This is a genomic window from Chondromyces apiculatus DSM 436 (genome assembly GCF_000601485.1).
GTDB lineage: Bacteria > Myxococcota_A > Polyangia > Polyangiales > Polyangiaceae > Chondromyces > Chondromyces apiculatus.
Genome location: NZ_ASRX01000002.1, coordinates 298,716 through 322,668, shown reverse-complemented (window position 1 = coordinate 322,668; position 23,953 = coordinate 298,716). Strand labels below are relative to the sequence as shown.

Sequence of the window (23,953 nt, the reverse complement as noted above, 5' to 3'; positions counted from 1 at the left end):
CTCCTCCTCACCCGCCGATGCAGCACTCCCCCCCTTCTCTCCCCCCGCCACCTTGCCGCTGGTGCGACGCGAGCTGCGGCGTACCGGCACGGCCACCACCGCGAACGGCACCAACCTGCACCCTGACGACATCGTCGCCGACCCCTTCGTCGTCTTCGAGGACGGCCGCTACCGCATGTGGCTCACCACCGTGGACTGGAGCGAGGGCACCGTGTTCGACGCGACCGACCGGCGCATGGGCACCGGCTACGCCGAGAGCCCTGACGGCCTCACCTGGGACGACCGCCACCTGCGCAGCGCGCGGCCGGGGCACCGCGCCGAGCTGGTGCTCGCCCCTGGCGCCTGGGACGCCGAGGGCGTCGAGACCGTCTCGCTCGCGCGCGACGCCGGGGGCTCCTGGTCCCTGTTCTACACGGGCGACTACCCGGACGGCGCGCACGCCATCGGCTTCGCCCGCGGCGCCGACGACGGCCTCCACTGGGAGCGCGAGGAGGCGCCGGTCTTCGTGCCCGAGAGCCCCTGGGAGCAGCCGGTGTGCACCGATCCTCCCGGCTGCACCGCGAAGATTGGCGGCGTCCTCGAACCGAGCTTCCTCGTCGACCCCGACACCGGCACCCAGCACCTCTGGTACGCCGCCGTCCACGTCCCGACCGCGGACTTCACCATGAGCATCGGCCACGCCTCCCGCCAGGGCGAAGCCCCCTGGGTCCGCGCGCCCGGGCCGGTCTTCGACGCCGGCCCCGTCGGCGCCTGGGACGAGGTCCTGGTCAGCCACACCCACGTCATCGCCGACCCGGGCGGCGGCTATCACCTCTTCTACCAGGGCCTCTCGGCGGCCCAGAACGCACAGTGCAAGCAGGAGGGCTCGTGCCCCTTCTACACCCCCGGCTCCATCGGCCACGCCTTCAGCGACGACGGCCTCACCTGGATCCGCGACCCCGAGCCCCTCCTCGTCCCCGACGAGGCCGCAGGCGAAGGCTTCTTCGTGGGCGGCCCGAGCGCCCTCGTGCGCGGCGACAAACTCGAACTGTTCTACTTCGGCATCGCCTCCCGCGACGACGCCACCTTCCTCCGCGCCCACATCGGCAAGGCCGTCGCCGACTGCGCCCCCTGAGCCGACCCTCCGCTCAGCAGGTCACCGCGACGCCGCCGATCCGCATCGCATCAGCCGCCACCCGCATCAGCCGCCAGCACAGGTCTGCCTCGCTGGCCCACGCCTGGATCACACCCTCGTCGTCCTCGACGCGCGCCCCGAGTCCTCCCCAGGCGGGATCGCCCCCGGGCACCCCGAGCATCCAGTTGTAGTCGCGGCTCTTCTCGCCGAAGTAGCGCAGCACGTTCGCGAGCAGCACGGCCTCTTCACGGAGGCGCGGCGCCGAGGCGAGCGCGTGCACCTCTGGCTCTCCAGGCCGGTGCTCGACCGCGATCACGCCCGGCAGGCGACGCGGCAAGAGGACGGTGTACAGCCGCAGCATGGCGAGGAGGTGATCGAACGCCAGCGCCCGATCGGGTATCGCGTCGTAGCGCTCCGAAAGCCCCACCTGGTCCTGGAGACGCTCCACCGGCGGGACGACGCCGAGCACCGCGACGTGCTGCGCCAGCAGGCCGAGGCGCTCGTACTTGTCATCGCCGTAGAACCCCAGCCGCTGCCCGAGGTCCACCGCGCGCGCCGGGCTGGAGAGCGGAGGCTGGATCTCCGCGACGGCCCTGGGCTCCCGGTGAAGAGGCATCCCGCGCCGTGCCAGCTCCTCGTTCACGCGCGCGAGTAGTTCCTCATGGTGCTCCAGGAACACGGGGGTGTGCTCCAGCTCAGGGTCGCGGAGCAGCACGCCGACATGCGCATCGAAGGCCACCTGGGCAGGATAGCCCCGCCGCCGCCAGCATCGCTGGTCTCGGCCGTCGCGCCGCGGCCTCACCCCTGGCGGAGGGGCGTGACGTGACGGGTCGCGACGTGATGGGTCCCACCGCCCTGTTCGTCATCCTGGTGAACTACCTCACTGTCCAGCCCCGTCTGGCAGCTCTTGCCCTCTTGAAGTCGCACCTTTTTTCAGAGGCGACGACCCCAGACCCCGTAGATGTCGACACTATTTTCATCGACGTCGACACTATTTTCATCGTCGATGACACCCTCGCCCCTGGTCGATGACACCCTCGCCCCTGGTCGATAACACCCGCACCCGTAGCCGACGACACCCTCACCCTAGTCGATGACACCCTCGCCCCTGGTCGATAACACCCTCGCCCCTGGTCGATAACACCTGCATCCGTAGCCGACGACACCCTCACCCATAGTCGACAACACCCTCGCCCCTGGTCGATAACACCCGCACCCGTAGCCGATGACACCCTCACCCCTCATCGACAACACCTGCACCCATAGCCGACGACACCCTCGCCCGTAGTCGACGACACCCTCGCTCCTTTCGATGTGCGACGTCGAGATGCGCGACACATCCGGCGTGCCCATCCTCGGGATGCGCGTGACCCGCGCCTGCTTCTTCTGCACGTACGACCCGATCTCGTCGGCCTGCATGTCGCGCACGTCGATGTCGCGTACGAGACGATCGTGGAGGCGTGAGCAGCCCTCGCCCATGCGAAGGAGCAGCGACAGGATGGCCGGCTTGCTGACGCCCGTCAGCCTCGATGTCGCGCGGATGCTCGCGCCCTCGACCAGATGGGCGACCACCTCCACGCGCTTCTCCAGCGGGAGCACGTGAGCCGCAGGGACCCTTGCCTTCCTCCGGCGGCGGGCCCAAAGTGCGCGTTGCGAGGGGCGTTGTGACGGGCCACCATCCAGCGTTCCGCAGCCCCGCTCCCGAGGACCAGTCGGGGACGGGACGCTTTCATTAGGATTCTGACGCACCCGACCATGCGCTACACCGGTACAGGAGCACGTAATGCAAGCTCTTCGATATTCCATCAACATCACATTGGACGGGTGCTGCGACCATCTTGCAATCGACCCGAACGAAGAGATACACCGTCACGCAACCGCGAACATCGAGCAGGCCGATGCCCTCCTCTTTGGCCGGGTGACTTACGGCATGATGGAGGCAGGGTGGCGGTCACCGGTGCCTGCGGGAACGAGGCCGGATTGGATGGAGCCCTTCGCCAGGACGATTGACGCGAAAAAGAAGTACGTCGTGTCGAGTGCCTTGGACGGGGTCGATTGGAACGCGGAGCTCGTGCGCGGGGACCTGGGAAAGGCCGTTCAGCAGCTCAAGCAGCAGTCGGGCAACGGACTCTTGACGGGTGGCGTAATGCTCCCGATGGCGCTGGCGGAACTGGGATTGATCGATGAGTACGAATTCGTCGTGCAGCCCCGGATCGCGGGCCATGGGCCGACGTTGTTCGCGGGGCTATCGAAGTACGTCGACTTGAAGCTCGTGAGTCGGATGGAGTTCCGCTCGGGGGCCGTGGTGATGCGGTATGAGCCGAAAAGGTAGCCAAGCCTGACCACGCGTTTGACGCGCCAAAGTCCTGACCCGTCATTCAAGCCGACAAGCCTTGCGCGGCCCGATTTTCAGAATGAAAGTCTTGTTTCAATGGGCCGCGCAAGGCATGCGGCTTAACTTTGCGTTGGGCAGAGGGAATGCGGCAGAGCCGCATGACCACCTCACTCCGCGGTTGGTCAATTTTGACCACTACCCGATGGAGGGTGATCCGATGCTCAAGAGAACGTTCATGCTGGTCGGGCTGATCCTCGGTGGCTCCGCGCTCGGTGTCGGGTGTAGCGCCGAGACGCTGGATGCGGGCGATGCCGAGGAGAGCGCCGTCGAGGCCGAGGCCACCGTCGAGGCCAAGGGCGCGCTGGAGGCCTGTGGAGGCATCACCGGCAAGCCCTGCCAGGGCACCGAGACGTGCGTCGATGATCCGGACGACGACTGTGATCCCCGCACGGATGCGGACTGCGGCGGCGTCTGCATCGGCGAGCAATGTGGCGGCTTCGCGGGGTTCGGTTGCCCGGAGGATCACGAGTGCCGGGACGACCCGCGCGACGACTGCGACCCCGAGACCAGCGCCGACTGCGCCGGGATGTGCATCTACGTCGGCGACGAGAGCTGAGCGGCAACGCGCAAGGGCCGGACGTGGAAGTGCTCCCCGAGGGCCTCTTCGCTGCCAGCGTCGGTTGCCATCGAGCTGGATCTGTCGGCGCCGTGGTCGGGTCTGGAAGACGAGGAGCCAGACCCGAAGCCTTGACACAGGTCCTCATTCACAAGCGCAGGCGTCGCCATCGCCGTTCACGTCAACGAGCTGGACGCCACGCGCTCCGGCACGGGCGACATGGCGAGCGCGGGCGAGATGGCGAGCGCGCGCGGAGAGCGGGACGAGGCAGGGCAGGTGCCGACGGAGGTCGCCCACAACGCGTACGCGAGCAGCTCGTCGAACATGCCCTGGAAGAGCGTGTACACCTGATCCACCGCCGCCGTGGCCGTCGTCAGGTCGTCCTCGGACAGGGTGTGCTCGGACATCATGGCCTCGACGGCGGCGCTGGTGATGGTGTGGTTCGCTTCCATGGTGTCGTGCGTCTTGCCGAAATAATGCAGCCTCTTGCCCGCCTGCACCTCGAACTCGGCGGCTGCCTTGCAGAAGGCGTCGAAGGCGACGTCGGCGGTGCCCTCCACGGCCTCGACGATGAGGAAGCGCATGCGGGGGTCCGGGTGGCGCGTGAGCAGGGCGGTCAGCTCGTAGGCGAGCATCCGCGTCCGCTGACACTGCTGGCCCCACAGCATCCTCAGCACGCTGGCCAGATCCATGGGCGCGTCGAGGCTCAGGGTGCGGAGATCCTGCACGTACATCCGCCAGTGCTCGTCCTCCTCGCGGCTGTGCAGGTTGATCATCTGCTGCACGGGGTCCGACGAGACGTCGTCCCTGAGGACGTACTTGTTGAGGTCCATGAACGCCATCGCGAAAGGTGCCAGGCAAGGCACGAAGGCGAAGCGGGCGCGCGGGTCGATCGCCCCGTTCTCGATGAATGCGAGGAAGGAGGAATGGGCAAGCGCTTGCTTCTGGTGCTCAATGTGGTCGAGGACGCGTTTCATGGGTTCGTGGGCTCCATCGGCGAGGGTGCGACGTTGACGATACCGTCTGCGGATGCGCCGTGCAGCGCGGCGCGGCGCGAGCATGTGTCGGCGCGCGATGTCGAGGCGAACGACCTCTCCGCCGGTCATGACGGACCGAGGTGACGCACGCGCCTGACGGTAAGGAAAAGGCGGACAGCTCCTGGGGTGTGAAGGTGCGGTGACGGTGCGCGAGGGCTGCACGTGCGCTGCAGCCTGGTGCGGGGACGGGGACGCGAGGCCGTGCGGGTGAGGATCGAAGCTGCGGCGCGTTCGGCTAGGATGGCCCGCAACATGGCTCTCAAGGACCCGCCGTTCCTTCCCCTCACGCTCGCTGGACCTGTCTCGGGAGGAACGAGCGTCTGGCGGCTGGGGGGCAAGCTGCACCTGACCGTGGCGGTCAAGGTCACGTTCGCGCTGGTGCCGGGGGGCGCGATGACGATGCTGCCGCCGGAGGACGTGTTCCGGGGGGAGCTGCACCACCGCGACAACCCGACGCGGAGCATCCGGGCGACGAGCGATCTGGTGCCGTACCTGCCGCGGGTGGACGTGGTGTTCACGGGGCATGCGCACGCGCCGCAAGGGCGGCCGGTGACGATGCTGACCGTGAAGCTCGGGCTGCACCACGGGCGCCCGCTGTTCGAGAAGTCGCTGTACGTGTACGGGGACCGGAAGGGGCAGGAGCTGACGCCCTTCGAGACGATGCCGATCGTGTACGAGAAGGCACTCGGGGGGATCGGCTTCGCGCAGAACCCCTTCGGGACCGGGGTGAAGCCGGGGTCCGCGCCGCCGAACCTGATCCACCCTGCGGACGCGGGGACGGTGGCCGGGTTCGGGCCGCTCTCGCGGGCGCTGATCCAGCGCAAGACGCTGCTCGGGAAGCTGCCCGCGAACGTGCTGGATCAAGCGATACCGGAGCTGCCGGCGGAGATCGACTGGAGCTACTTCCAGGCGGCGCCCCCGGATCAGCGGGTGGATGCGCTGGTGGGGAACGAGTGGGTGCTGCTGGAAGGGCTGAGCCCGGGGCACCCGCGGATGATGTCGCGCCTGCCCACGGTGCGGGGGGTGGCGAGCGTCTACGGGATGGCGCCGAACGCGCCCGACGCGGCGCAGGTGATGGCGCTCCGGCCAGACATCCTCCGCATCGACGGAGACGCGGGGCGGTGCTCGGTGGTGCTGCGCGGCGTGGTGCCGCTGGAGGACGAGCACGCACTCGACACGATCCGGATCGTGGCCGGCGTGGAGACGGAGGCGCAGAAGCTCGCCTGGCCAGAGGCGCCGCCCGCGCGCCGGGAGCCAGGGGGCGCGGCGCAGGCAGCGCAGGCAGCGCAGGCAGCGCAGGGAGCCGCGTGGAACCAGGAGACCGGGGCGCTCGCCATGACGCTGGGCGACGAGGATCTGAGCACCTCCGACGAGGTGACGCTGCGCCGGGAGGACGCGCCGGCGCCGCCGCGGGCCATGCCGCACCTGTCAGCGAGCGGAGCGGGTGGGGGCGCGGTGGCGATCAGCAGGGTGCCCGAGAACCCCTTCGAGGGGACCGTATCGCTCGAAGGGGGAGATGCGTCGCTGCCGCCGAAGCAGGCGGTGATGCCGTTCGGGCTCGGGGCGCGTCCGTCGACGCCGGCCTCGGGAGCGTCGTCAGGCGCGTCGTCGAGCGCAGCCCCGCTGCCGCTCCCGGGCGCGCCATGGTCGCAGGGATCGGCCCCGCAGGCGCCCCTGCCAGCGCCGATGCCGGGGGGCACGGAGCACACCCGGGCAGTGCAGTTCGGGCTGGGGATCGCGGTGATGGACCTGGACCTCGACACCCAGGAGGCGCCGCCGCCGCCGTCCGAGAAGTTCTCGCCGCCGCCGCCGACCCCGGCGCTACCGTCGGTGGTGATCACGGAGCCGCCTGCGTCCACGCGCTCTCCGAAGGCCGCGATACCTCCGACGCCTGCGGTGCCTCCCATGCCCGCGGCGCCTCCGAAGCCCGCCGAGAAGCTCACCGCCGCTCCGGCGCCGGAAGCTGCGGCCGCGCCTCCAGCGAAGCCCACGTGGTCCTGGGCGACGCCGCCGTCAGAGCCCAAGGCCGAGGAGGCGCCGCCGCCGAAGAGCGCCCCGAAGGCGCCGGTGAAGCCCGCGGTGAGCAAGTCGCTCTACGGATTCTTCTCGCCCAAGAAAAAGTGATCCCGGCGCGCGGCGATGGCGGCGCGCCGGGGCAGCCTTGACGCTGAGGGGTCCGTTTGGTGTCCTCTCCATTCATGGCGAGAGAAGCAGTGCGGGTACGCCTCGAGTCCGAGCAGTTCTCCTGCGACGAGGTGGAGATCCACACGCTCTCCGGGCGTGAGGCCATCTCCCGGCCGTTCCGGTTCGATCTGGGCATCGTCTGCCTGAACCCCGACGCCCTCACGGCGGCGGACATGGAGGGCGCGGAGGCCACGCTGGTCTTCGAGTCGGAGGGGGAAGAGCTGCGCCGCGTGCACGGGATGATCGCGGAGATCGACGATCTCCTGTCCACCGAGGTGGAGACGCGCTCGTTCCAGGTGGTGTTCGTGCCGCGCGTGCACCGGATGACGCTGGTGGAGACGCAGGAGATCTACATGGATCTCAACCTCCCGGGCATCCTCCGGCAGAAGCTGGAGCTCGTGGGGCTCGGGAGCGAGGACGTGGAGATGCGCCTCGCCGCGGAGTACCCGCCGCTCGAGTTCGTGGTGCAGTACAAGGAGACGGACCTCACGTTCATCTCGCGGCTGACGGAGCACTGCGGGGTAAGCTTCTTCTTCGAGCACGTGGACGGGCGCGACAAGATCGTGTTCACCGATCACCGGGGCGGCTTCCACCCGGCGTCGCCCGAGAAGGCGCAGTTCCGGCGGCGGGGCGAGGACCGGGGCGTGTTCCACGTGGAGGCGAAGACGCGCCTCGTCCCGAAGTCGTACATCCTGCAGGACTACAATTACCGCACGCCGCAGACCGACCTGACGTCGAGCGCAGAGACGCCCTCGGGGCTCGCGGGAGGCGTGGTGGAGCAGGGGGCGCACTTCAAGACGCCCGACGAGGGGAAGGCGCTGGCGCAGATCCGGGCCGAGGAGCTGGAGGCGACCCACGTCGTGTACCGCGGCCAGAGCGAGCTGTGTCACTTCGCCGCGGGGGGGCGCATCACGCTGGAGGAGCACCCGCGCATCGGCGACGGGGTGGCGCCGCTCCTGCTCGTGGAGGTGGAGCACCACGTGACGCAGGCCGTGGCCATCCACGGGGGGAAGGAGGGCAAGCCTTACACGAACTCGTTCCGCGCCATCGACGCGGGGCTCACCTACCGGCCGCCGCGGGTGACGCCGAGGCCGCGCATCCACGGGGTGACCACGGGGATCATCGAGCAGAACCTGGGCTCGACGCAGGAGGAGTTCGCGGAGATCGACCAGCAGGGGCGCTACCTGGTGCGGTTCCTCTTCGACACCGCGCCGCCAGGCCAGCGCAAGGCGTCGCGGCCGGTGCGCATGGCGCAGCCGCACGCGGGGCCGAACTACGGGATGCACTTCCCGCTCAAGCCCGGCATCGAGGTGCTGCTGATCTTCATCGACGGGGACCCGGACCGGCCGCTCATCGTGGGGTCCGTGCCGAACCCGGTCACGCAGTCGCCCGTGGTGGATCGCAACGCACTCCTGAACCGGATCAAGACGGCCTCGGGGATCATCTTCGAGATGAAGGACTGCTGAGGAGCCACCGAAAGAGCGCATGAGCGATCCGACACGCGATCCGACGCGCGATTCGACGTCGAAGAGAGCCCCCGGGGTGCGGCTGCACGCGCTCGGCGGGGAGATGGCACCGCCCCAGATCATGGCCGACCTCCGGGTGGTGCTGGAGCTGCCGGCGAGGGCGAAGGAGCACTTCTGGGAGGCGCTGGGGCCCTGCTTGAGGGACCCGCTGCCGCCGGAGATGGAGGCGCACCTGACCCGCTTCTGCGAGGCGTTCGGGGTGCCGGACGCGGACCTCGGGAACGCGATCCGGGCGTGCCGGTTCCTCCTGCGGGAGGCGAGCCTGCGGGACCTGTCGCGGGGGGCCTTCGCCGACGACGTGGCGCGGCTCTCGGCCGGGGCGGCCGGGGCGGCCGGGGCGGAGGAACTGTCCGGGCTGCTCCTGGCGGGGTTCGAGGCGGCGAAGAAGGTGGTGCGCGGCGAGGTGCTGGCGGCGACGCTCGCCGATCACGGCAAGCTCGTGGAGAGCATCGAGTGGCGGACGGACATGGTGTCGTCGTCGAGCCGGGGGGACAAGATCCAGATCCCCGTGGTGTGGTTGACGCTGGGCTACCGCGAGGGGGAGCGGAGGGACCGGATCTCGCTGCAGCTCACGCCCGAGGCGGTGCAGAGCCTCAAGCGGGTGTGCGAGCGGCTCGGGTCGTCATGAGGCGAGCAGCGCGACGGCGCAGTCATGCGCGGCGTCGAGCTGGGCATCGGCGCGGGGGTCTTCGCGGGAGATCACCAGATCGGGCGTGAGGCCATCGTCCTGGATCTCCTCGCCGCCCGGGAGGAGGACGGTGGCGACGGTGGCGTAGACGGCGCCAGGCCCGGCGAGGGACGGGAGCAGACGCTGGGCGCAGCTCTTGCCGTGGGTGCTCTCGCCGACGACGAGGACGCGGGTGTGGGCCTTGAGGCACCCGGCGAAGATCTCGGCAGCAGACGCGGTGTCGCGGTTCACGAGGAGCACCACGGGGAACAGGTAGGGGGCGCCAGGGCGGGCCCGGAGGATCGTCTCGTCGCCATCCGCGTCGCGGACGTGGACGAGCAAGGTGCCTTCGGGGAGGAAGTCGCCGGCGAGGCGCGCGGCCGCGTCGAGGTCGCCGCCAGGGTTGTCGCGGAGGTCGAGGACGAGGGCGCGCATGCCGGCGGCTTCGAGCCGGCAGACCTCGTTGAAGACGAGGGTCGGCAGATCGGCCGTGAAGCGGTCGACGCAGAGGTGGGCGACGCCGGAGCCGAGGAGCACGCCGGGGCGCAGGGGAGGGACGGCGAACAGCGAGGCTTCGAGCGCGGCGAGAGCGTCAGCGCCGAGGTCGACGCCGGAGCCGACGGTCGGCACGCCGGACACGCCGGGCACGCTTGCCGACGACGCGTCGTCTGCGCGCGGGTCCACGGAGGCTCCCGCGGGCGCTGTCCGGTAGGTGTAGAGCACGTTGACCGCGCTCGGGACGAGGACCGCGCCGACCGGGTTGTTCATGTTGTTGCCGGTGGTCGGGCAGGTGAGGTTGATGGCCGGGAGCCGGTCGATGTGCACGATGGGGTTGCCCATGGTGTAGGCGCCCATGCCCTTGACGGTGGGGTGCGCGGTGCCCGCCTCGTCGCCCGAGGTCATGGGGATCTTGGAGCCCATGTTGAGGGCGTTGACCATGGACACCTTGACCACAGGGGAGAAGGGGGCCGCCTGCGCGTTCATGGCGATGTTGGGGTAAGGGATGGGGACGGTCGCGGGGCCGACGATGGTGTTGCACACGTCGGGAAACCCGAGGTTCATCCCGGCGCCGCGGTTCGCTGCAGGAAGCATGGTCTTCGCTCCTAGCCGAGGTGGATCTCTTTGCCGTTGATGAGGACCTTCTCCTGCGTCTGCAGGGTGGCGCTCTTCGACTGCGAGAAGGACGCGCCGTCGACGACAGAGTGGGACTGGCCGGCGTGGACGCTGAGGAGGTCGGTGACGCGCTGGCGGAGGGAGGTGAACTTCTGCATGACCGTGTCGGCAACGAGGCGCAGCTTGCCGGTGTGCAGCTCGACCTCGGGGGCGGCAATGCGCACCCCCTTGTCGGCAGAGAGGTTCAGCGAGCCGCTCACAGCGCGGAGGTCGACGTCGCCGTGCAGTTCGAGGACGGTGCGGCCCTGGCCGCTGAGGACGCCGATCACGTAGCAGCCGTCGGGGTTGCCGATGGCGAGCACGACGTCGCCGGGCACGGCTTCGTAGGGGAAGGCGAGGGCGAGGCGGGCGCGCGCCTCGACGCCGCTCGGCATGCGGATGTCGAGCGCGTGGGGGTGCGCCGCGACGACGTCGGCTGGGCCCAGGTACTCCCAGCGTTTCTCGACGCGCTCGGTTCGCAGTACGGCGATGTTCGACATGGGTGCGGTCCTCGTGCTCAGGCGTTTCGGGGAAGCGGGGGAGGTTGCCAGGCCTCGGCTTCGAGGCGATCGACGTCGGTGCCCCTGGCGGTGGCGACGCCCGCGGCGGGCCAGAGGGTGCCGCTGTCGCGCACGTTGTGGAGGTTCGCGCGGTGGAGGTCGGCAGCGGTGAAGTCGGCGCGGGTGAGGTCGGCGTGGGAGAAGTCGGCGTAGTGGAGGCGGGCGCCGGTGAAGAGGGTGTTCTCGGCGCGGACCTCGACCATCATGGTCTCGCGGAGATCGCTGCCGGTGAAGTTCGCGAAGGAGAGGTTGGCCTTGCTGAAGGTGGCGTAGCGGAGGGAGGCTCTCTGGAGCCTGGCGCCGCGGAGGTCGGCCTCGCCGAAGAAGGCGCCCTTGGCGCTGGCGCCCGCGAGGTTCGCGACGTCGAGGCGGGCTTCCCTGAAGTTCGCGCGCTTCAAGGTGGCGTCGTGGAAGTCGGTCTTGCGGAGATCGGCGCGGGTGAAGTCGGAGTCGGTGAAGTCGCAGCCCGACAGGTCCATGCCGCCCAGGTTCGCTTCGAGGAAGGAGCAGCGGTTCAGGGAGAGCCCCTTGAGGGAGATGCGGGTGAGGTCGACGCCGCCGAAGTCGACGCTGCGGAAGACGGTCTTGTCGAGCCGCACGGTGTCGAGGGAGGCCTGCCTGACCTCGGTGCCATGAAGGAAGGCGCGGCTGAAGTCGACGCCAGCGAGGGTGGCGGCACGGAGGGAGGTGAGCACCAGCTTGGCGCCGACGAAGCGGGCGTCGGTGAGGTCGGCCTCCTCGAACAGGGCCATCTCCAGGTCGTGCCCGCTCAGGTCGACGCCACGCAAGGTGGCCCTGGAGAAGGCGCAACGCCGGAGGTCGGCGCCGGTGAAATCGGCGCCGGTGAGGTCGCAGTCGGAGAGGTCGGAGAGCTCCAGCCTGGCGCGGCGGAGGTTGGCGCCCCGGAGGTTGACGCCGCTGAGCGAGGAGAAGCTGAGGTCGCAGCCCTCGAAGTCGAGGGCGTGGACGCCGGGCGCGTCGGGCGCGTCGGGCGCGGCAGGCGCGGCAGGCGCGTCAGGCGCGGCAGGCGCGTCGGGCGGCGCGTCGGCGCGGCGTGGATCGTCCGGGGGGAGGTCCCGGCTGGAGAAGATGGCGTCCGCGAAGGTGGTCTTCGTGAGGCGCCTCGGGAGGTGGGCGCCCCGGAGGTCGGCCTTGACGAAGGCCGCGGCGTCGATGGTGGCGTCGCGGAGGTCGGCGCGCAGGAGCTTCGCCTCGATGAAGGCAGCCTCCGAGATGGACGCGCCGCGCAGGCTGGCCCCGGTGAGATCGGCGCGGACCAGGCTGACCCCGGAGAGCTTCGCGCCGTCGAGGTTCGCGGCGTCGAGCTGGGCCTGGTCGAGGCGGGCCCCGGTGAGGTCGGCCCCGGTGAGCTTCGCGCCGCCGAGGCGTGCGCGGACCAGCACGGTGCCGCGGAGATCCATGCCGGCGAGGTCGACGCCCGGAAGGGTGACGCCGATCAGCTTGGTGCCGGCGATCCTGGCCCGGCGCAGCTCGACGCCGGTGAGGTCGACCCCGAGCATGGCCGCGTCGGTGAGGTCGCAGCCTTCCAGGTCCGCGCCCTTGAGCGAACAGGCCATGAGCTGGGCGCCCCGGAGATCGCAGCCGCGCAGGCGCGCGCCGGTGAGGTCGACCTGGGCGAGCCGCGCGCCCGCGAGCTTCGCGCCGCTGAGGTCGCGGCCGCGCAGGTCCATGCCGTGAAGCCTGGCCCCCTCCATGGAACGGTCCGCGCGGATCTGGGCGATGAAGTCGTCTTCGGCCGTCATGACCGCTCCAGCGTCGAGCGCTTGAGGTTGGCGTCGGTGAAGTCGCACCCGGCGCCACTCGCCTGGAGGAACTTCGCGTCGTAGAGGCTCGATCCGGTGAACCGCGCGCCGTCGAGCTTCGCCTTGCACAGGTCGGCGGAGAAGAGGTTGGCGCGGACGATCTCGGCGCGCTCCAGGGTGGCGCGGTAGAAGCGGCACTCCCTGAGGTTCGCGCCGTAGAAGCGGGCAGAGACCGCGGAGCACTCGGTGAAGTGGGCGGCGAGGAGGACCGCGTGGCCGAAATCGGCGCCGTCGAGGAGGGCCTTGGTCCAGAAGCTCCGGTCGCCGCGCGCCTGGTTGAACCGGCCGCCCCGGAGGTCGGCGCCAGCGAAGTTCGCCCCGTTGAGCAGCGCTCCCGAGAGGTTGACCCGCGCGGCGCGGCAGGCGGTGAAGAGGCAGAGCGCGAGGGAGGCCGACGAGAAGTCCGCCTGCTGGAGGGAGGCCTCGGAGAAATCCGAGTGGTCCAGGCGGGCGCGGTGCGCCTTGACCTCGGTGAGGTCGGCGCCCCCGAAGGCCACGTACTCGCCCTTCACCTCGGTCAGGGTGGCGAACGTCAGGTTCGCCCCCTGAAAGAACGCCTGTTCGAGGGTGGCTCCCCGGAAGCTCGCGCCGATGGCGTGCACCGCGCCGCAGTTGGCGAGGGTGAGGTCGGCGTCGGTGAGATAGGCGTCGGTGAGGTCGGCCTTGTAGAGGACGGCGTTCCTCAGGATGGCGCCCGTGAGCTTGGTCCCGCGCAGCTTGGCGCCGGTGAGGTTCGTGCCCTCCATGGTGGCGCCGCGCAGGTCGAGCCCGCTCAGATCACGACCGGAGAGGTCCTGCTCGGAGAGGTTCCGGTAGGGGCCTGGCTCGTCGGTGGAGATCGGTCCTGGCGGGGTGTAGCTCGGGTCGAGCTGCTTCAGGCGCGGATCGTGGGGGAGCGCCTCCAGCTCGGCGATGTTCTTGACCTCACGGTTCGACGCGGCGGCGGCTTTCTTGAGTTCTGCCACCTTGGCCATGACGCCGCGCATGGTGTCGCGGAGCCCGAGGTTCCCCAGGGAGCCGGGCTTGAGGGAGAGGAAGGCCGGGGCGCGGTTCGCGTCGTCGTTCGCCGCCTTGGCGAGCGCCGCCTTCATGTCGAGCCGGGAAGCGACCTCCGGCCTCTTCAGGACGTCGGCGGCCTGGCCGAGCGGAGATTGCTCGGCGGTGAGGGTCTTGCCGAACTTCTGCTCGATGGTGGCGGTGAGCGGATCGACGCCTGGCGGCGGAGCCTGGCCCGCCTGGCCTGCGCCCGCGGCTGCCGCGATGAAATCCGGCGGCATGCTGGCGAGGAGGCCGGTGGGGTCCTTCTCGAAGGCGTCGAGGATCTGCCGGTAGTGCGCCTCGGGCAACGGGTGGTCGGCGAGCGGCTCGGAGGCGATGAGCACCGTCTTGACGTCCGTGAGGTCGTCCTCCCGTACCTTGTCGAGGCCGCGCCAGGTCAGGTAGACGACGCCCTTGTCGGCGTCGACGGTCAGGGTGTCGAGGCTCAGGGCGACCTCGCGGAACGCGCCGACGACGTCGTTGACGAAGGCGCGCACGCGCAGGCCCGGCAAGCGCGCGACGATCACCGGCGCGTGGGGGTGCACGTTGTGCACGGAGAGTTCCTCGTCGCCGCGGAGGTAGCCCTTGAGCTGCTGATCGAGGGGCGCCGCGCTGAAGTAGGTCCAGTCGAAGTCCTCGGCGTAGAAGGGCGCACGCTTCTCCTGGTACGACTTGCCGTACTCCTTGCCCATCTTGCTGGCGCGCTGCGGCCAGAGCGGGTTCAGGGGCCCGAACCCCGCCGGCTCGGGGCGGTCGTTCCGGCTGCGGATGGGCTGCGCGGGGTGCTCGACGTTCGGAAGCTCGCGGCCGTCGTGCCCCTTGCCCGAGGGGTTCCACGCGAAGGTGGGGCCCCCGTACGCATGGGCGTGGTCGAGGGGCATGCGGGTGAAGGGCAAGGGCTCCGACATCACCGCGCCCGAGAGGTTGTCGGACCACACACGCGGGCCGACGACGCGCAGGATCTTGGACCACGACCCCACGGCGAAGCGCACCGGGCACTCCACGACCTGCCGCTGGCCAGGGGCGTGACACGTGCCGAGGAGGAGCACCTCGGCGTTGAGCTTGTAGTCGGCGAAGTCGTTCGGATAGAGGCACTCTCCGAGCCGCTCGTCGTCGTCGTCGCGGAAGACGTCTCCGGTGAGGAAGCCCTGGTCGAGCCCCTCCACGGCCTGCATGGGCGCGCCGTGGGCGAGGGTGAAGGTCCCCCGGACGACCATGGTCATCTCGCGCTGCGGGGGCTTGCGGGAGGTGACCTTCACGCCGAACAGGAAGGGAGTCAGGTTCTTCGTCAGCATGCGGGGCCCTGCCGTGCGTCCCCGGGGCGGAGACGCATCTGCGAGGTGGAGGTGCGAAGCGCGCGGGTCGTCATCGGCCGCTTCAGACGCCGATGAGGACCTGGAGCGCCCAGAGCGACTTGTTGAGAGCCCGCTCCGTGGACATGAGCGACTGCTCGTGCTTCGTCGCCGTCCGCTTCAGGCTCGCGAGCGCCGTCTTCTCCTCGGCCGTCAGGTACTTCTTGTGCGGGCCGATGGTCACCTCGTAGGCGGCCGAGATGTCGATCTCCAGCTTGGCGCCGAGGAACAGGTCGAACACGGCGCCGATCTCGATGCTGGCGTGCGCGAGCGCGCCATGGAACTCCACGTGCGCAGCGGTCACCGTCTCCTCGAAGATGGTGCCGGCGTGGGTCGCCGAGACCATGGTGGCGCCGACGTTGGTCACCTCGGCCATGGCGCCGCCGACGTTGGTCAGCGTGCTGATGGCGCCGCCGATGTTGGTCATCTCGGCGACGCCCCCGGAGACGTTGGTGTGCGAATCCATGGCCTCGGCCGACGTCCGCTCCTTGATGGTGCCGCCCACCGTGGTCTCCGAGGAGGTGTCCCCCGAGACGTCGACGACCTCGCTGGTCGTCTCCGCCCACGTCTCCTCGTGCATCTCGGGGATGCGCCACTTCTTCGAGCCGGTGTACGCCTCCATCTTGATGGCCCAGGTCTTCTCGATGATGTGCGGGTTGCCGCGGGGCAGGCCCACGCCCGGGACCACCGGCATGGGCACGTTGGTCTCCTTCTTCCAGTTCGCGCCCGGGGGAAGCTTGGGCGTGGTGTGCTCCGTCGGGTGCCCCTCGGTGCCGTCCGTGAGCTTCGTGCTGATGCGCGTCGGGTTCTCCGAGCCGACGTAGGTCTCCCAGAGGTCGCCCCAGTTCTCTTCCTTGAAATTGCCGGCGTTGCGGCTGTACTGCCAGACGTTCTCCGTCGAGTTCTGGAGGAGCCACGCCCCCCCCGGGAACTCCTCGCCGGGCTTGAACACGTCGCTCGCCGCCGGGTTGTAGGCCGTGGCGATCCACTCGACCGTGACCGAGGCGCCCGGCATGGTGGCGCCCGCGTAGTCCTGCACGTTGTTGCCCGAGGCTTCCCAGCCCATGGCCTGTCCGGGGTCCCACTGGCGCCCCATGACAATCATCTTGTAATTGCCCCAGACCACCTCGACCTTGTCGCCGTACGTGGTGGTGATGCGATTGCCGTCGCAATGGTCACGCCAGCCGCACCGGGCGTGGAGGTCGGCGCTGACCGCCGCCCGCCCTGCGGGATCCAGCCCATGGCCCGGAGGCCCTACCGGGCTCACGTTCCCCGTGCCGCGGCGACGATTGTCGTCGATGAACGGGAGATTGACCTCTTCAATGGGGCCGTCGATGGCCTCCGCAATGGCTTTCACGGCTTCGTCCGTGCCGCTCTTCGACTCGAAGAGCTCGACGACGTCGAAGGACTGGCCATTCGGGTGCTTCGCGCTGAGCGCCTCCAGGCCCTCGCGACCGGCAGCCCCTGCCAGGTAGCTCATGAGGGCGAGGGTGGCGCCTCCCTCGTTCTGCCAATTGGTGTTGGTCTTGCCGAGCCGGATATAGCTCGTGCGATTGTCTTCGGGGTCGTTGGGATCGAAATCGGGGACTTCGAGGAGGAGGTACTTACCCTGCACCTTTACGTCGTCGTTACCGCCGCCGCTCATACCGTCCTCCTCGCGTGCGTCGCGTGCGTCGCGTGCGTCGCGTGCGTCGCACCCGTCGCACCCGTCGCAAACTGCGACGCTATCAGGTGCCAGGGATTGACGTCCACGAGGAACCCGGTCGGCCGATCGCCGCGATCAGGGTGTGTCGCACCGAGGTGCGAGGGCGCGCCGGGCACATGGACAGGGGCGCGACGCCCTGCCGCGTGACTCAGGTGCTCGGCTTGAGGGCGGCGGAGGAGGCGGCGGAGAAGGCGGAGGAGAGGGCGCGGGTGGCGAGCCAGGCGATGCCGATCGAGGCGCCGAGCGCGGTGGCGGTCATCAAGGAGGCGCGGAGGAGGGCCGTGCGCTCCTTGCTCGGGTCGTGATCCGGGAGGTAAGGGCGGGTGGCGCGCGACAGGAGCCAGTTGTCGCTGCCGGGGCCCTCCCCGCCGAGGGCGCGGACAGCGCGGGCCAGCTTGCTGCGGGGCTTCATGCGGAGCTGCGTGAAGAAGATGTAGCGGCGGAGGTCGACGTGACCAGAGGCTTGCCGCTCCATCCAGAAGAGGGTGCGGCGGAGCTGCGCGGCGGTGGCGAGGGCGCTGCCATCGCCCTGGAGGCGCTGCCACTCGCCGTGGCCAGGCAGGACCCACGAGAAGCGGAGGTGACCCGACTCCGCCAGGGCGACGAGGCGGCGCACGGAGCGGGTCTGGCGACCCCAGTCCTCCCAGCACTGGAGCCGGTGGGCCAGCATGTGGCCGAGGCGGCGTGAGTAGGCGAGGTGATCGCCGGTGAAGAGGAAGCGGCCCCGGTGGAGCAGGCAGAGCGAGCCCGGGGTGTGGCCAGGCTGGGGGATCACCGCGAACTCCGCATCGGGGAGGGCTTGCAGGGGGATGGGCGCGCCCTCCAGCGTGAGCGGGTCGGGGCTGTCGCCGAGCTTGATCTCCACGTCACCGGTGGCCGCGCGGTACTCGTTCCCGGTGAGGTTCACGTCGGCGGCGCCGAGGATGCGGCGGCTGCCCGGGAAGCGGGCCGCGAACTCGGCGTGGTGCTCGGTGTGGTCCCGGTGGGTGAGGAAGATCCAGCGGACGCCGCCATGCTCGGCGAGGAAGCGGAAGATCTCTTCGCTCGGCTTGGGGAGGTCGACGAGGACGCCGCCGGAAGGGTGCTCGATGAAGTAGGCGGTGGCGCCGATGTTGTTCTGTGAGGGGTGGCCGAGGGCCCAGACGTCGCCGTCGATGCGCCGCGGCCACGCGCGCCAGGGAGAGCCCATGCCACCCATGCGCTTGCGGTCCTTCGGGGCGGTGAGGCGCAGGGCGTGGAAGGGGCAAGCTGCGACCGCCGTGCGCGCCGCTTCGAGGTCCTCCTTGCTGCGGGGCTGACGCAGGACACCCGTGAACGCGCCCTCCTCGTAGGTGCCTGGCAGCACGTTGAGGCGGTGCTTCTTGACGTCTCCGTCCATCGCGTCCCAGTGCGCCGGTGCCACCTCGCCCAGAAGCTCGGGCGCGAAGTTCCTGCACGTGGCGGCGCCACAGCACGCGCGCGTGACGAAGAGCTTCCCCCAGTCCTCCTCGTCCTCACGCTCTCTCGGTTGCTGATCCATGGAACCCTTTCCCTCCCACACGCGAGCTGGAGCGCGCCGCGGCGAATCCGCAGCGCATTCCCGCGCCCACGGTACCGCGTGCCAGCCGCAACGACCATCGGCGCGGGCGCGGGCCGTCCCGGGATGTACCCATCGCTCACCCGTGACCGACGCGCTCGGGGCCACCAGGGAGAATCGCCCGGGTCTGATCCCGCAGGACGCGCGGCGCGGTGCCGTCAGCGCTCGGGAGGACGGTCTGGCGCGCGGAGAGCGGCGAGGAGCGCCTTGACCTTCGCGGCGACCCCGGGCTCGGCAGCGGCAGGCGAAGGCGCGACGACGGGCTCGGGGATCTCGGCGCCGAGCGAGCTCGCGGCGGCGAGGAGGCTCGCGCTCGCCACGAGGGCGCGTGCATGCCGGACCCCACCCTGGCGCGCCGCGGACGACGACGAGGGAGGCACCGAATCCCACAGGGTCGGGTTGAACCGGGGGACCGGCGGCGGAAGGGAGAAGGGAGGGGGGACGGTGGAATAGCAGGAGCAGCCTGCAGGCACCGAGGAGAACCGGGGCGCGTGCGCGGGGGGGCTCGTGGAGTGGGTGGCGCCCGGCGGCACGAGGGAGTGGCGGGGCAGGCCCGGGGGGAAGAACGAGTGGCGGGACGCGCCCACGGGAGGAACCGAGTGGCGTGGCAAGCCGGCCGGGGGGATCGAGGAGAGCGCGGCCCCGAGAGGCGCGATGGAGTGACGCGAGGCGCCGAGGGGCGCGATGGACAGGCGCGGCGGGATGGTGGAGGCAGAAGGGCGCACGGTGCGCCGGGGGCGGGTGAGGGTCTGCACCGCGTCGGGGGAGGCGAACGACACGAGGGCCAGGGCGAGCTCCGCGGCGCTCCCGAAGCGGCGGTCGCGGTTCTTTTCGAGGCAGCGCATGACAATGGCAGCGAGCGCCGTGGGGATGCTCGGCATGAGCTGCGAGGGAGGGATGGGCTCGGACTTGAGGATGGAGGTGAGGAGCGAGGCGATGCCCACGCGGCCCGCTGGCCGGAACGGGAGCTGGCTGGTGAGCATGCGGTAGAGCAGAACGCCCACGGACCAGAGGTCGCTGCGGCCGTCGATCTCCTCGCCGCGGATCTGCTCCGGCGACATGAAGCACGGGGAGCCGATGAGGGAGGCCCGGGGGGTGGCCGAGCCCGCGGGGAAGGCGACCGCCTCCACCTTGGCGAGGCCGAAGTCGAGCACCTTGACCCCGGTGGTCCCGTCGGGGCGGCGGGCGAGGAAGACGTTCTCCGGCTTGATGTCGCGGTGCACGACCCCGAGCGCGTGGGCCTCGGTCAACGCCTCGCAGATCTGGAGGACGTACTGCGCGGAGTCGCGGGCAGGGAGCACCTTGCGCTCGGCGAGGACGGCGCCGAGGTCGCGCCCTTCGAGCAGCTCCATGGCCATGAACGGCAGCGCGTGGTGCTCGCCGACGTCGAGCACCCGCACCACGTACTCGCTCTGGAGGGTGCACGCGGACCAGGACTCGCTGATGAAGCTCTTCACGGCGCGGGGGTGACGCGCGGCCTCGGGGAGCATCACCTTGACGGCGCGGGCAATCCCGGTGGGCACGTGGGTCGCCTCGTAGACGACGCCCATGCCGCCACGGCCGATGACCCCCTCGACGCGGTACACACCCGCGATGAGATCTCCCACCGAGATCGGTTCGTTCACGGCATCCTCCAGGGCGTTCTGGCCGCGCTCGAGCCATGAGGAGGGGGATCCGAAGCAGGACGGCGGTAGCGCAAGTTTCCAGCCGTCATGCGTTGCTCCATCGTCTCACAAGGTTACCGCTCTCACCACGACTTACACAAGTTGTCGACCCTCACGGGGTACGGATCGGACCGCGTGTTCCTGACATGAACTGCGCGGTGGTCGCGTCGCAGCGTAGGAGTCGAGGCTGGGCCGATGGTATCGATGCATGGTGGAGCCCGGTCAGGCGTCGCCGCTGGACGTGCGTGCGTTCTCAAGGCCGGAATTCCACCTGGGTACGTGCTGCTCCCCCCCCTGGAGGTGTGATGACCGTGGACGTGAACAGGCTGCTCGAAGAGCTCGGCGTTTCGTCGGAGGGGATGTCGGGCGTATGTGCTTCCGGGTTTCGAGAGGCCTCGGGAGCGGAGCTGGAAACGCTGAACCCGTCCACGGGTGAAGTGCTCGGACGAGTGCGGACGGCGGCGCGCGCCGACTACGACGCGGTGGTGGATCACGCCCGCGAGCGCTTCGCGGCGTGGCGCATGCGGCCCGCGCCGCGGCGGGGCGAGGTGGTGCGGCGGCTCGGAGAACTCCTGCGGCAGCACAAGGAGGCGCTCGGCGCGCTGGTGTCGCTGGAGATGGGGAAGATCCTGTCCGAAGGGCTCGGCGAGGTGCAGGAGATGATCGACATCTGCGACTTCGCGGTGGGGCTGAGCCGGCAGCTCCACGGGCTGACCATGGCCAGCGAGCGCCCGAGGCACCGGATGATGGAGCAGTGGCACCCGCTCGGTACGGTGGGGGTGATCACGGCGTTCAACTTCCCGGTGGCGGTGTGGGCGTGGAACGTGGCGATCGCGGCCATCTGCGGCGATGCATGCGTGTGGAAGCCGTCGCCGGTGACGCCGCTGTGCAGCGTCGCGGTGCAGCGGCTGGTCGAGCAGGCGTTCGCGGAGCACGAGGCAGACGGGGTGCTGTGCCTCGCGGTGGGCGGCGCGGAGGCCGGCGAGTGGATGGCCGACGACGTGCGCCTGCCGCTCGTGTCCTTCACCGGCTCGATTCCCGTGGGTCGCCAGGTGGCGACGCGGATCGGGTCGCGGCTCGGGCGGAGCTTGCTGGAACTCGGCGGCAACAACGCGGTGGTGGTGCTCGACGACGCCGACCTGGAGCTGGCCGTGCGGGCGATCACCTTCGGGGCGGTGGGGACGGCCGGGCAGCGCTGCACGTCGACGCGGCGGGTGTTCGCGCAGCGGGGGATCTCGGGGCAGCTCACGGAGCGGCTCATCGCGGCGTACGAGACGGTGCGCATCGGCGATCCGCTGGAGGAAGGGACGCTGATGGGGCCGCTCTCCACGCGGGAGGCGGTGCTGCGGTACGAGGCGGCGCTGCGCTCCGCCGGCGAGGAAGGAGGCGAGGTGCTGTGGGGCGGGAAGGCGCTCGACAGGCCCGGGTTCTTCGTGGAGCCGGCGCTGGTGTGGGCGCCCCGGCAGCACGAGTTCTCCATCGCGTGGAAGGAGACGTTCGCGCCGATCCTCTATCTGTTCGACGTGGGTGATCTCGACGAGGCGATCGCGGCGCAGAACGCGGTGACGCAGGGGCTGTCGAGCGCGATCTTCACGGACAGCATGCGCGCGGCGGAGCAGTTCCTGTCGGCGATGGGCTCCGACTGCGGGATCGCCAACGTGAACATCGGCACGAGCGGGGCCGAGATCGGGGGGGCGTTCGGGGGCGAGAAGGAGACCGGCGGCGGCCGGGAGGCCGGGTCGGACGCCTGGAAGGCGTACATGCGGCGGCAGACGTGCACCATCAACTGGGGCAGCGAGCTGCCGCTCGCGCAGGGTGTGCGGTTCCTCTGAAGGGTGCGGCGGGCGCGGCGGGCGCGGCTACTGCGCGATCGCCTTGAGGTCGAGCATCTCCTCGACGCTCGGGACGACGATGATGTCGCAGCGACGGTTCTTCTGGCGGCCGTCGTCGCTGTCGTTGTTGGCCACCGGGTCGGTGTCGCCGTAGCCCGAGGCGCTCCAGTGGACGATGGGGAGCTTGCCCTTGTCGCTCACGAGGTACAGGAGCACCTCGCGGGCGCGCATCAGGGACAGGCCCCAGTTGTCGCGGAAGATGCCGCCAGCGAGGGGCTTGTTGTCGGTGTGGCCAGCGACCTGGAAGTCGCGCTGCACGAGCGAGGCGTCGGCGCGGATGACCGTGGCGACCTTCTCGAGGATCTCCTTGCCCTCCTTCTTGAGGGTCTCGCGGCCGGAGTCGAAGAGGACGTCGCCGGGGAGGGAGACGACCATGCGGTTCCTGCGGATGTTGACCGCGAGGCCGAGCTTGGTGAGTTCGTCGAGCTTCTTGCGCAGGGTGTCGAAGCGCGCCTTGATCTGCTCGAGCTGCTTGGCGCGGGCCTTGTACTCCGCGAGGGCGCGCTCGCGCTCCTCGAGGCTGGCGCTGAGCTGGGAGACCTGCGAGGCCGTGTTCTGCAGGTTCTCGTTGAGCTTGGTGATGTCGAAGCCCGCAGCTTCGAGCTTCTTGGTCAGCTCAGAGACCCGGGTCTGCTCTGCTTTCAGGTCTGCCTGGGTCTTGGCGAGGCGAGCCTCGGTGTTCTGGTGCTCGCCCTGGAGGCGGTTGTACTTGTCGAGCTGCGCTTGCCACTCCTCCTCGGAGTAGCCGCAGCCGAGCGCGAACGAGGCGACCATGGCCGGCAAGACAAAGTTTCGGAGGTGCATGGGCGCACACTAGCGATCTCCGGGGCGGTGGGAAAGCCCCCCCTCGCCCGCTCGGGGTCGAGGTGTCATGCTTGGCGGGGCGACCATGTGGGCGTGGGTGCTGGAGTGGTGCGCGAGGAGTCTCGGGGCGACGCGACGTCCAGGGGGTGGTGCCTTCTACGTGCTCGCCCTCCTGCTGAGCGCCGCCGCGGTATTCCTCCACGTACGCTACGGGCTGCTGGCCGGAGCGCTGCTGCCTTGCATCGCCTTCGTGGTGGTCGGCGTGCTCGCGGCGAAGGCCACCACCGATGCGCGCGCGGCCCTGTGGCGCGCCGTGTGCCTGGGGATCACCGACCCGCGGCAACGCCCCCTGCAGAAGGCAGATCCGCTCCTGATGGCCCCCTCGGCGATCACCCTCTTCAAGCTCGCCTCGACGCTCGATGCCGTGCGGCGGGGAGACACCGCGCGCGCGGCCGAGGAGGTGACGGGCGTGAACCGATCGCTGCTGCGCGCCGAGGAAGAGCGCCTGCTGAACGCCGCGCGCGCGCTGATCGCGCTGGACCTCGGTGACCGGATGCTGGCGGCCCAGCTCGCGGCGCCGGTGCTGCCCACGGGCAGCGGAGAGTTCGACGCGCGGCTCGGGCGGGTGGTGGTGGCCGAGGCTTGGCGGAGCCAGTCGCGGCTCTCCGCGGTGGATGATGCCTTCCGGGGTCGCGGGCTCGGGGTGGACCTGGGGACGCCGCTGAACAGGCTGGCCGCGCTGGTGCGGGTGCGGGTCGCGCCCGAGGCCGGGGACGATCTGCCAGCATCCGACGTGCGCGCGCTCGGCGACGAGGCGCGCGCGCTCGGCGAGGACGCCTTCGCAGCCGAGCTGGAGACGCGGACCCGCGCGACCATGTACCGCTGAGGGCGTCGCGCTGTAGCATGCC

Annotated in this window: 20 protein-coding genes and 1 pseudogene; 10 read left to right on the top strand and 11 right to left on the bottom strand. The window is 70.2% G+C overall.

What is annotated here, in order from left to right; translation table 11 throughout:
- Nucleotides 1-52: 52 nt before the first annotated feature.
- Nucleotides 53-1,114, top strand: a complete 1,062-nt coding sequence (locus CAP_RS01615; RefSeq protein ID WP_044235144.1) for a glycoside hydrolase family protein — start codon at nucleotides 53-55, stop codon at nucleotides 1,112-1,114.
- Nucleotides 1,115-1,127: 13 nt separating this feature from the next.
- On the opposite strand, the gene CAP_RS01610 is transcribed toward CAP_RS01615, so the two are convergent.
- Nucleotides 1,128-1,853, bottom strand: a complete 726-nt coding sequence (locus CAP_RS01610; protein WP_044235142.1) for a putative DNA-mimic protein — start codon at nucleotides 1,851-1,853, stop codon at nucleotides 1,128-1,130.
- 83 nt (nucleotides 1,854-1,936) lie between these two features.
- On the opposite strand from CAP_RS01610, the gene CAP_RS01605 reads away from it, so the two are divergent.
- Nucleotides 1,937-2,146, top strand: a complete 210-nt coding sequence (locus tag CAP_RS01605) for a hypothetical protein (protein ID WP_044235140.1) — start codon at nucleotides 1,937-1,939, stop codon at nucleotides 2,144-2,146.
- A 333-nt stretch (nucleotides 2,147-2,479) separates the two neighbouring features.
- On the opposite strand, the pseudogene CAP_RS56025 reads toward CAP_RS01605, so the two are convergent.
- Nucleotides 2,480-2,713: pseudogene (locus tag CAP_RS56025) on the bottom strand (IS1 family transposase); the annotation flags it as partial.
- Nucleotides 2,714-2,897: 184 nt separating this feature from the next.
- Between CAP_RS56025 and CAP_RS01595 the strand changes: the two are divergent.
- The gene (locus tag CAP_RS01595) at nucleotides 2,898-3,446 is read left to right on the top strand and encodes a dihydrofolate reductase family protein (RefSeq protein WP_044235136.1); all 549 of its coding nucleotides are present in this window, start codon (nucleotides 2,898-2,900) and stop codon (nucleotides 3,444-3,446) included.
- 220 nt (nucleotides 3,447-3,666) lie between these two features.
- Nucleotides 3,667-4,065, top strand: a complete 399-nt coding sequence (locus CAP_RS01590) for a hypothetical protein (protein WP_052373941.1) — start codon at nucleotides 3,667-3,669, stop codon at nucleotides 4,063-4,065.
- Nucleotides 4,066-4,241: 176 nt separating this feature from the next.
- Here the strand turns inward: CAP_RS01590 and CAP_RS01585 are convergent, their stop codons facing one another.
- The gene (locus CAP_RS01585) at nucleotides 4,242-4,907 is read right to left on the bottom strand and encodes a hypothetical protein (RefSeq protein WP_197040946.1); all 666 of its coding nucleotides are present in this window, start codon (nucleotides 4,905-4,907) and stop codon (nucleotides 4,242-4,244) included.
- Nucleotides 4,908-4,991: 84 nt separating this feature from the next.
- Here CAP_RS01585 and CAP_RS51820 point away from each other — a divergent pair, with 84 nt between their 5' ends.
- The 4 genes from CAP_RS51820 (at nucleotide 4,992) to CAP_RS01570 (ending at nucleotide 9,440) form a co-directional block, all read left to right on the top strand.
- Nucleotides 4,992-5,186, top strand: coding sequence for a hypothetical protein (locus CAP_RS51820; RefSeq protein WP_197040945.1), 195 nt, complete (start codon nucleotides 4,992-4,994; stop codon nucleotides 5,184-5,186).
- 168 nt (nucleotides 5,187-5,354) lie between these two features.
- Nucleotides 5,355-7,226 carry a DUF2169 family type VI secretion system accessory protein gene (locus CAP_RS43480; RefSeq protein ID WP_197040944.1) on the top strand — a complete coding sequence of 624 codons (1,872 nt, stop codon included), beginning with the start codon at nucleotides 5,355-5,357 and terminating at the stop codon, nucleotides 7,224-7,226.
- A gap of 74 nt (nucleotides 7,227-7,300) precedes the next feature.
- On the top strand, nucleotides 7,301-8,752 hold the full coding sequence (locus tag CAP_RS01575; protein WP_044235133.1) for a type VI secretion system Vgr family protein: 1,452 nt from the start codon (nucleotides 7,301-7,303) through the stop codon (nucleotides 8,750-8,752).
- Nucleotides 8,753-8,771: 19 nt separating this feature from the next.
- On the top strand, nucleotides 8,772-9,440 hold the full coding sequence (locus tag CAP_RS01570; RefSeq protein ID WP_044235131.1) for a COMM domain-containing protein: 669 nt from the start codon (nucleotides 8,772-8,774) through the stop codon (nucleotides 9,438-9,440).
- On the opposite strand, the gene CAP_RS01565 is transcribed toward CAP_RS01570, so the two are convergent.
- From CAP_RS01565 to CAP_RS01535, 7 genes are all read right to left on the bottom strand, one after another.
- Nucleotides 9,435-10,571, bottom strand: a complete 1,137-nt coding sequence (locus CAP_RS01565; RefSeq protein WP_081864443.1) for a S41 family peptidase — start codon at nucleotides 10,569-10,571, stop codon at nucleotides 9,435-9,437. The genes CAP_RS01570 and CAP_RS01565 overlap by 6 nt on opposite strands.
- A gap of 11 nt (nucleotides 10,572-10,582) precedes the next feature.
- The gene (locus CAP_RS01560) at nucleotides 10,583-11,131 is read right to left on the bottom strand and encodes a DUF3540 domain-containing protein (RefSeq protein WP_044235126.1); all 549 of its coding nucleotides are present in this window, start codon (nucleotides 11,129-11,131) and stop codon (nucleotides 10,583-10,585) included.
- A 17-nt stretch (nucleotides 11,132-11,148) separates the two neighbouring features.
- Nucleotides 11,149-12,954, bottom strand: a complete 1,806-nt coding sequence (locus CAP_RS01555; protein ID WP_044235124.1) for a pentapeptide repeat-containing protein — start codon at nucleotides 12,952-12,954, stop codon at nucleotides 11,149-11,151.
- Nucleotides 12,951-15,347 carry a DUF2169 family type VI secretion system accessory protein gene (locus CAP_RS01550; RefSeq protein WP_044235122.1) on the bottom strand — a complete coding sequence of 799 codons (2,397 nt, stop codon included), beginning with the start codon at nucleotides 15,345-15,347 and terminating at the stop codon, nucleotides 12,951-12,953. Before CAP_RS01550 ends, CAP_RS01555 begins: the two co-directional genes overlap by 4 nt.
- Before the next feature lie 82 nt (nucleotides 15,348-15,429).
- Nucleotides 15,430-17,049 carry a hypothetical protein gene (locus CAP_RS01545; RefSeq protein WP_044235120.1) on the bottom strand — a complete coding sequence of 540 codons (1,620 nt, stop codon included), beginning with the start codon at nucleotides 17,047-17,049 and terminating at the stop codon, nucleotides 15,430-15,432.
- A gap of 208 nt (nucleotides 17,050-17,257) precedes the next feature.
- Nucleotides 17,258-18,628, bottom strand: coding sequence for an MBL fold metallo-hydrolase (locus CAP_RS01540; protein WP_081864442.1), 1,371 nt, complete (start codon nucleotides 18,626-18,628; stop codon nucleotides 17,258-17,260).
- Nucleotides 18,629-18,843: 215 nt separating this feature from the next.
- Nucleotides 18,844-20,310 carry a serine/threonine-protein kinase gene (locus CAP_RS01535; protein WP_052373939.1) on the bottom strand — a complete coding sequence of 489 codons (1,467 nt, stop codon included), beginning with the start codon at nucleotides 20,308-20,310 and terminating at the stop codon, nucleotides 18,844-18,846.
- A 344-nt stretch (nucleotides 20,311-20,654) separates the two neighbouring features.
- Here CAP_RS01535 and amaB point away from each other — a divergent pair, with 344 nt between their 5' ends.
- Nucleotides 20,655-22,181 carry an L-piperidine-6-carboxylate dehydrogenase gene (gene amaB / locus CAP_RS01530; protein ID WP_044235118.1) on the top strand — a complete coding sequence of 509 codons (1,527 nt, stop codon included), beginning with the start codon at nucleotides 20,655-20,657 and terminating at the stop codon, nucleotides 22,179-22,181.
- Nucleotides 22,182-22,208: 27 nt separating this feature from the next.
- On the opposite strand, the gene CAP_RS01525 is transcribed toward amaB, so the two are convergent.
- Complete coding sequence (locus CAP_RS01525) at nucleotides 22,209-23,045, bottom strand: OmpA/MotB family protein (protein ID WP_231511023.1); 837 nt, start codon at nucleotides 23,043-23,045, stop codon at nucleotides 22,209-22,211.
- Nucleotides 23,046-23,112: 67 nt separating this feature from the next.
- Between CAP_RS01525 and CAP_RS01520 the strand changes: the two genes are divergently transcribed.
- Entirely contained in the window at nucleotides 23,113-23,931 is an 819-nt protein-coding gene (locus CAP_RS01520; protein ID WP_044235114.1) for a hypothetical protein, read from the top strand.
- The last annotated feature ends 22 nt before the right edge of the window (nucleotides 23,932-23,953 follow it).

Coding starts and splice junctions, on each gene's coding strand:
- CAP_RS01595 (WP_044235136.1), top strand. CDS start 2,898: ATGCAAGCTCTTCGATATTCCATCAACATCACATTGGACGGGTGCTGC.
- CAP_RS01590 (WP_052373941.1), top strand. CDS start 3,667: ATGCTCAAGAGAACGTTCATGCTGGTCGGGCTGATCCTCGGTGGCTCC.
- CAP_RS01585 (WP_197040946.1), bottom strand. CDS start 4,907: ATGGCGTTCATGGACCTCAACAAGTACGTCCTCAGGGACGACGTCTCG.
- CAP_RS51820 (WP_197040945.1), top strand. CDS start 4,992: ATGGGCAAGCGCTTGCTTCTGGTGCTCAATGTGGTCGAGGACGCGTTT.
- CAP_RS43480 (WP_197040944.1), top strand. CDS start 5,355: ATGGCTCTCAAGGACCCGCCGTTCCTTCCCCTCACGCTCGCTGGACCT.
- CAP_RS01575 (WP_044235133.1), top strand. CDS start 7,301: ATGGCGAGAGAAGCAGTGCGGGTACGCCTCGAGTCCGAGCAGTTCTCC.
- CAP_RS01570 (WP_044235131.1), top strand. CDS start 8,772: ATGAGCGATCCGACACGCGATCCGACGCGCGATTCGACGTCGAAGAGA.
- CAP_RS01565 (WP_081864443.1), bottom strand. CDS start 10,571: ATGCTTCCTGCAGCGAACCGCGGCGCCGGGATGAACCTCGGGTTTCCC.
- CAP_RS01560 (WP_044235126.1), bottom strand. CDS start 11,131: ATGTCGAACATCGCCGTACTGCGAACCGAGCGCGTCGAGAAACGCTGG.
- CAP_RS01555 (WP_044235124.1), bottom strand. CDS start 12,954: ATGACGGCCGAAGACGACTTCATCGCCCAGATCCGCGCGGACCGTTCC.
- CAP_RS01550 (WP_044235122.1), bottom strand. CDS start 15,347: ATGCTGACGAAGAACCTGACTCCCTTCCTGTTCGGCGTGAAGGTCACC.
- CAP_RS01545 (WP_044235120.1), bottom strand. CDS start 17,049: ATGAGCGGCGGCGGTAACGACGACGTAAAGGTGCAGGGTAAGTACCTC.
- CAP_RS01540 (WP_081864442.1), bottom strand. CDS start 18,628: ATGGATCAGCAACCGAGAGAGCGTGAGGACGAGGAGGACTGGGGGAAG.
- amaB (WP_044235118.1), top strand. CDS start 20,655: ATGACCGTGGACGTGAACAGGCTGCTCGAAGAGCTCGGCGTTTCGTCG.
- CAP_RS01525 (WP_231511023.1), bottom strand. CDS start 23,045: ATGCACCTCCGAAACTTTGTCTTGCCGGCCATGGTCGCCTCGTTCGCG.
- CAP_RS01520 (WP_044235114.1), top strand. CDS start 23,113: ATGCTTGGCGGGGCGACCATGTGGGCGTGGGTGCTGGAGTGGTGCGCG.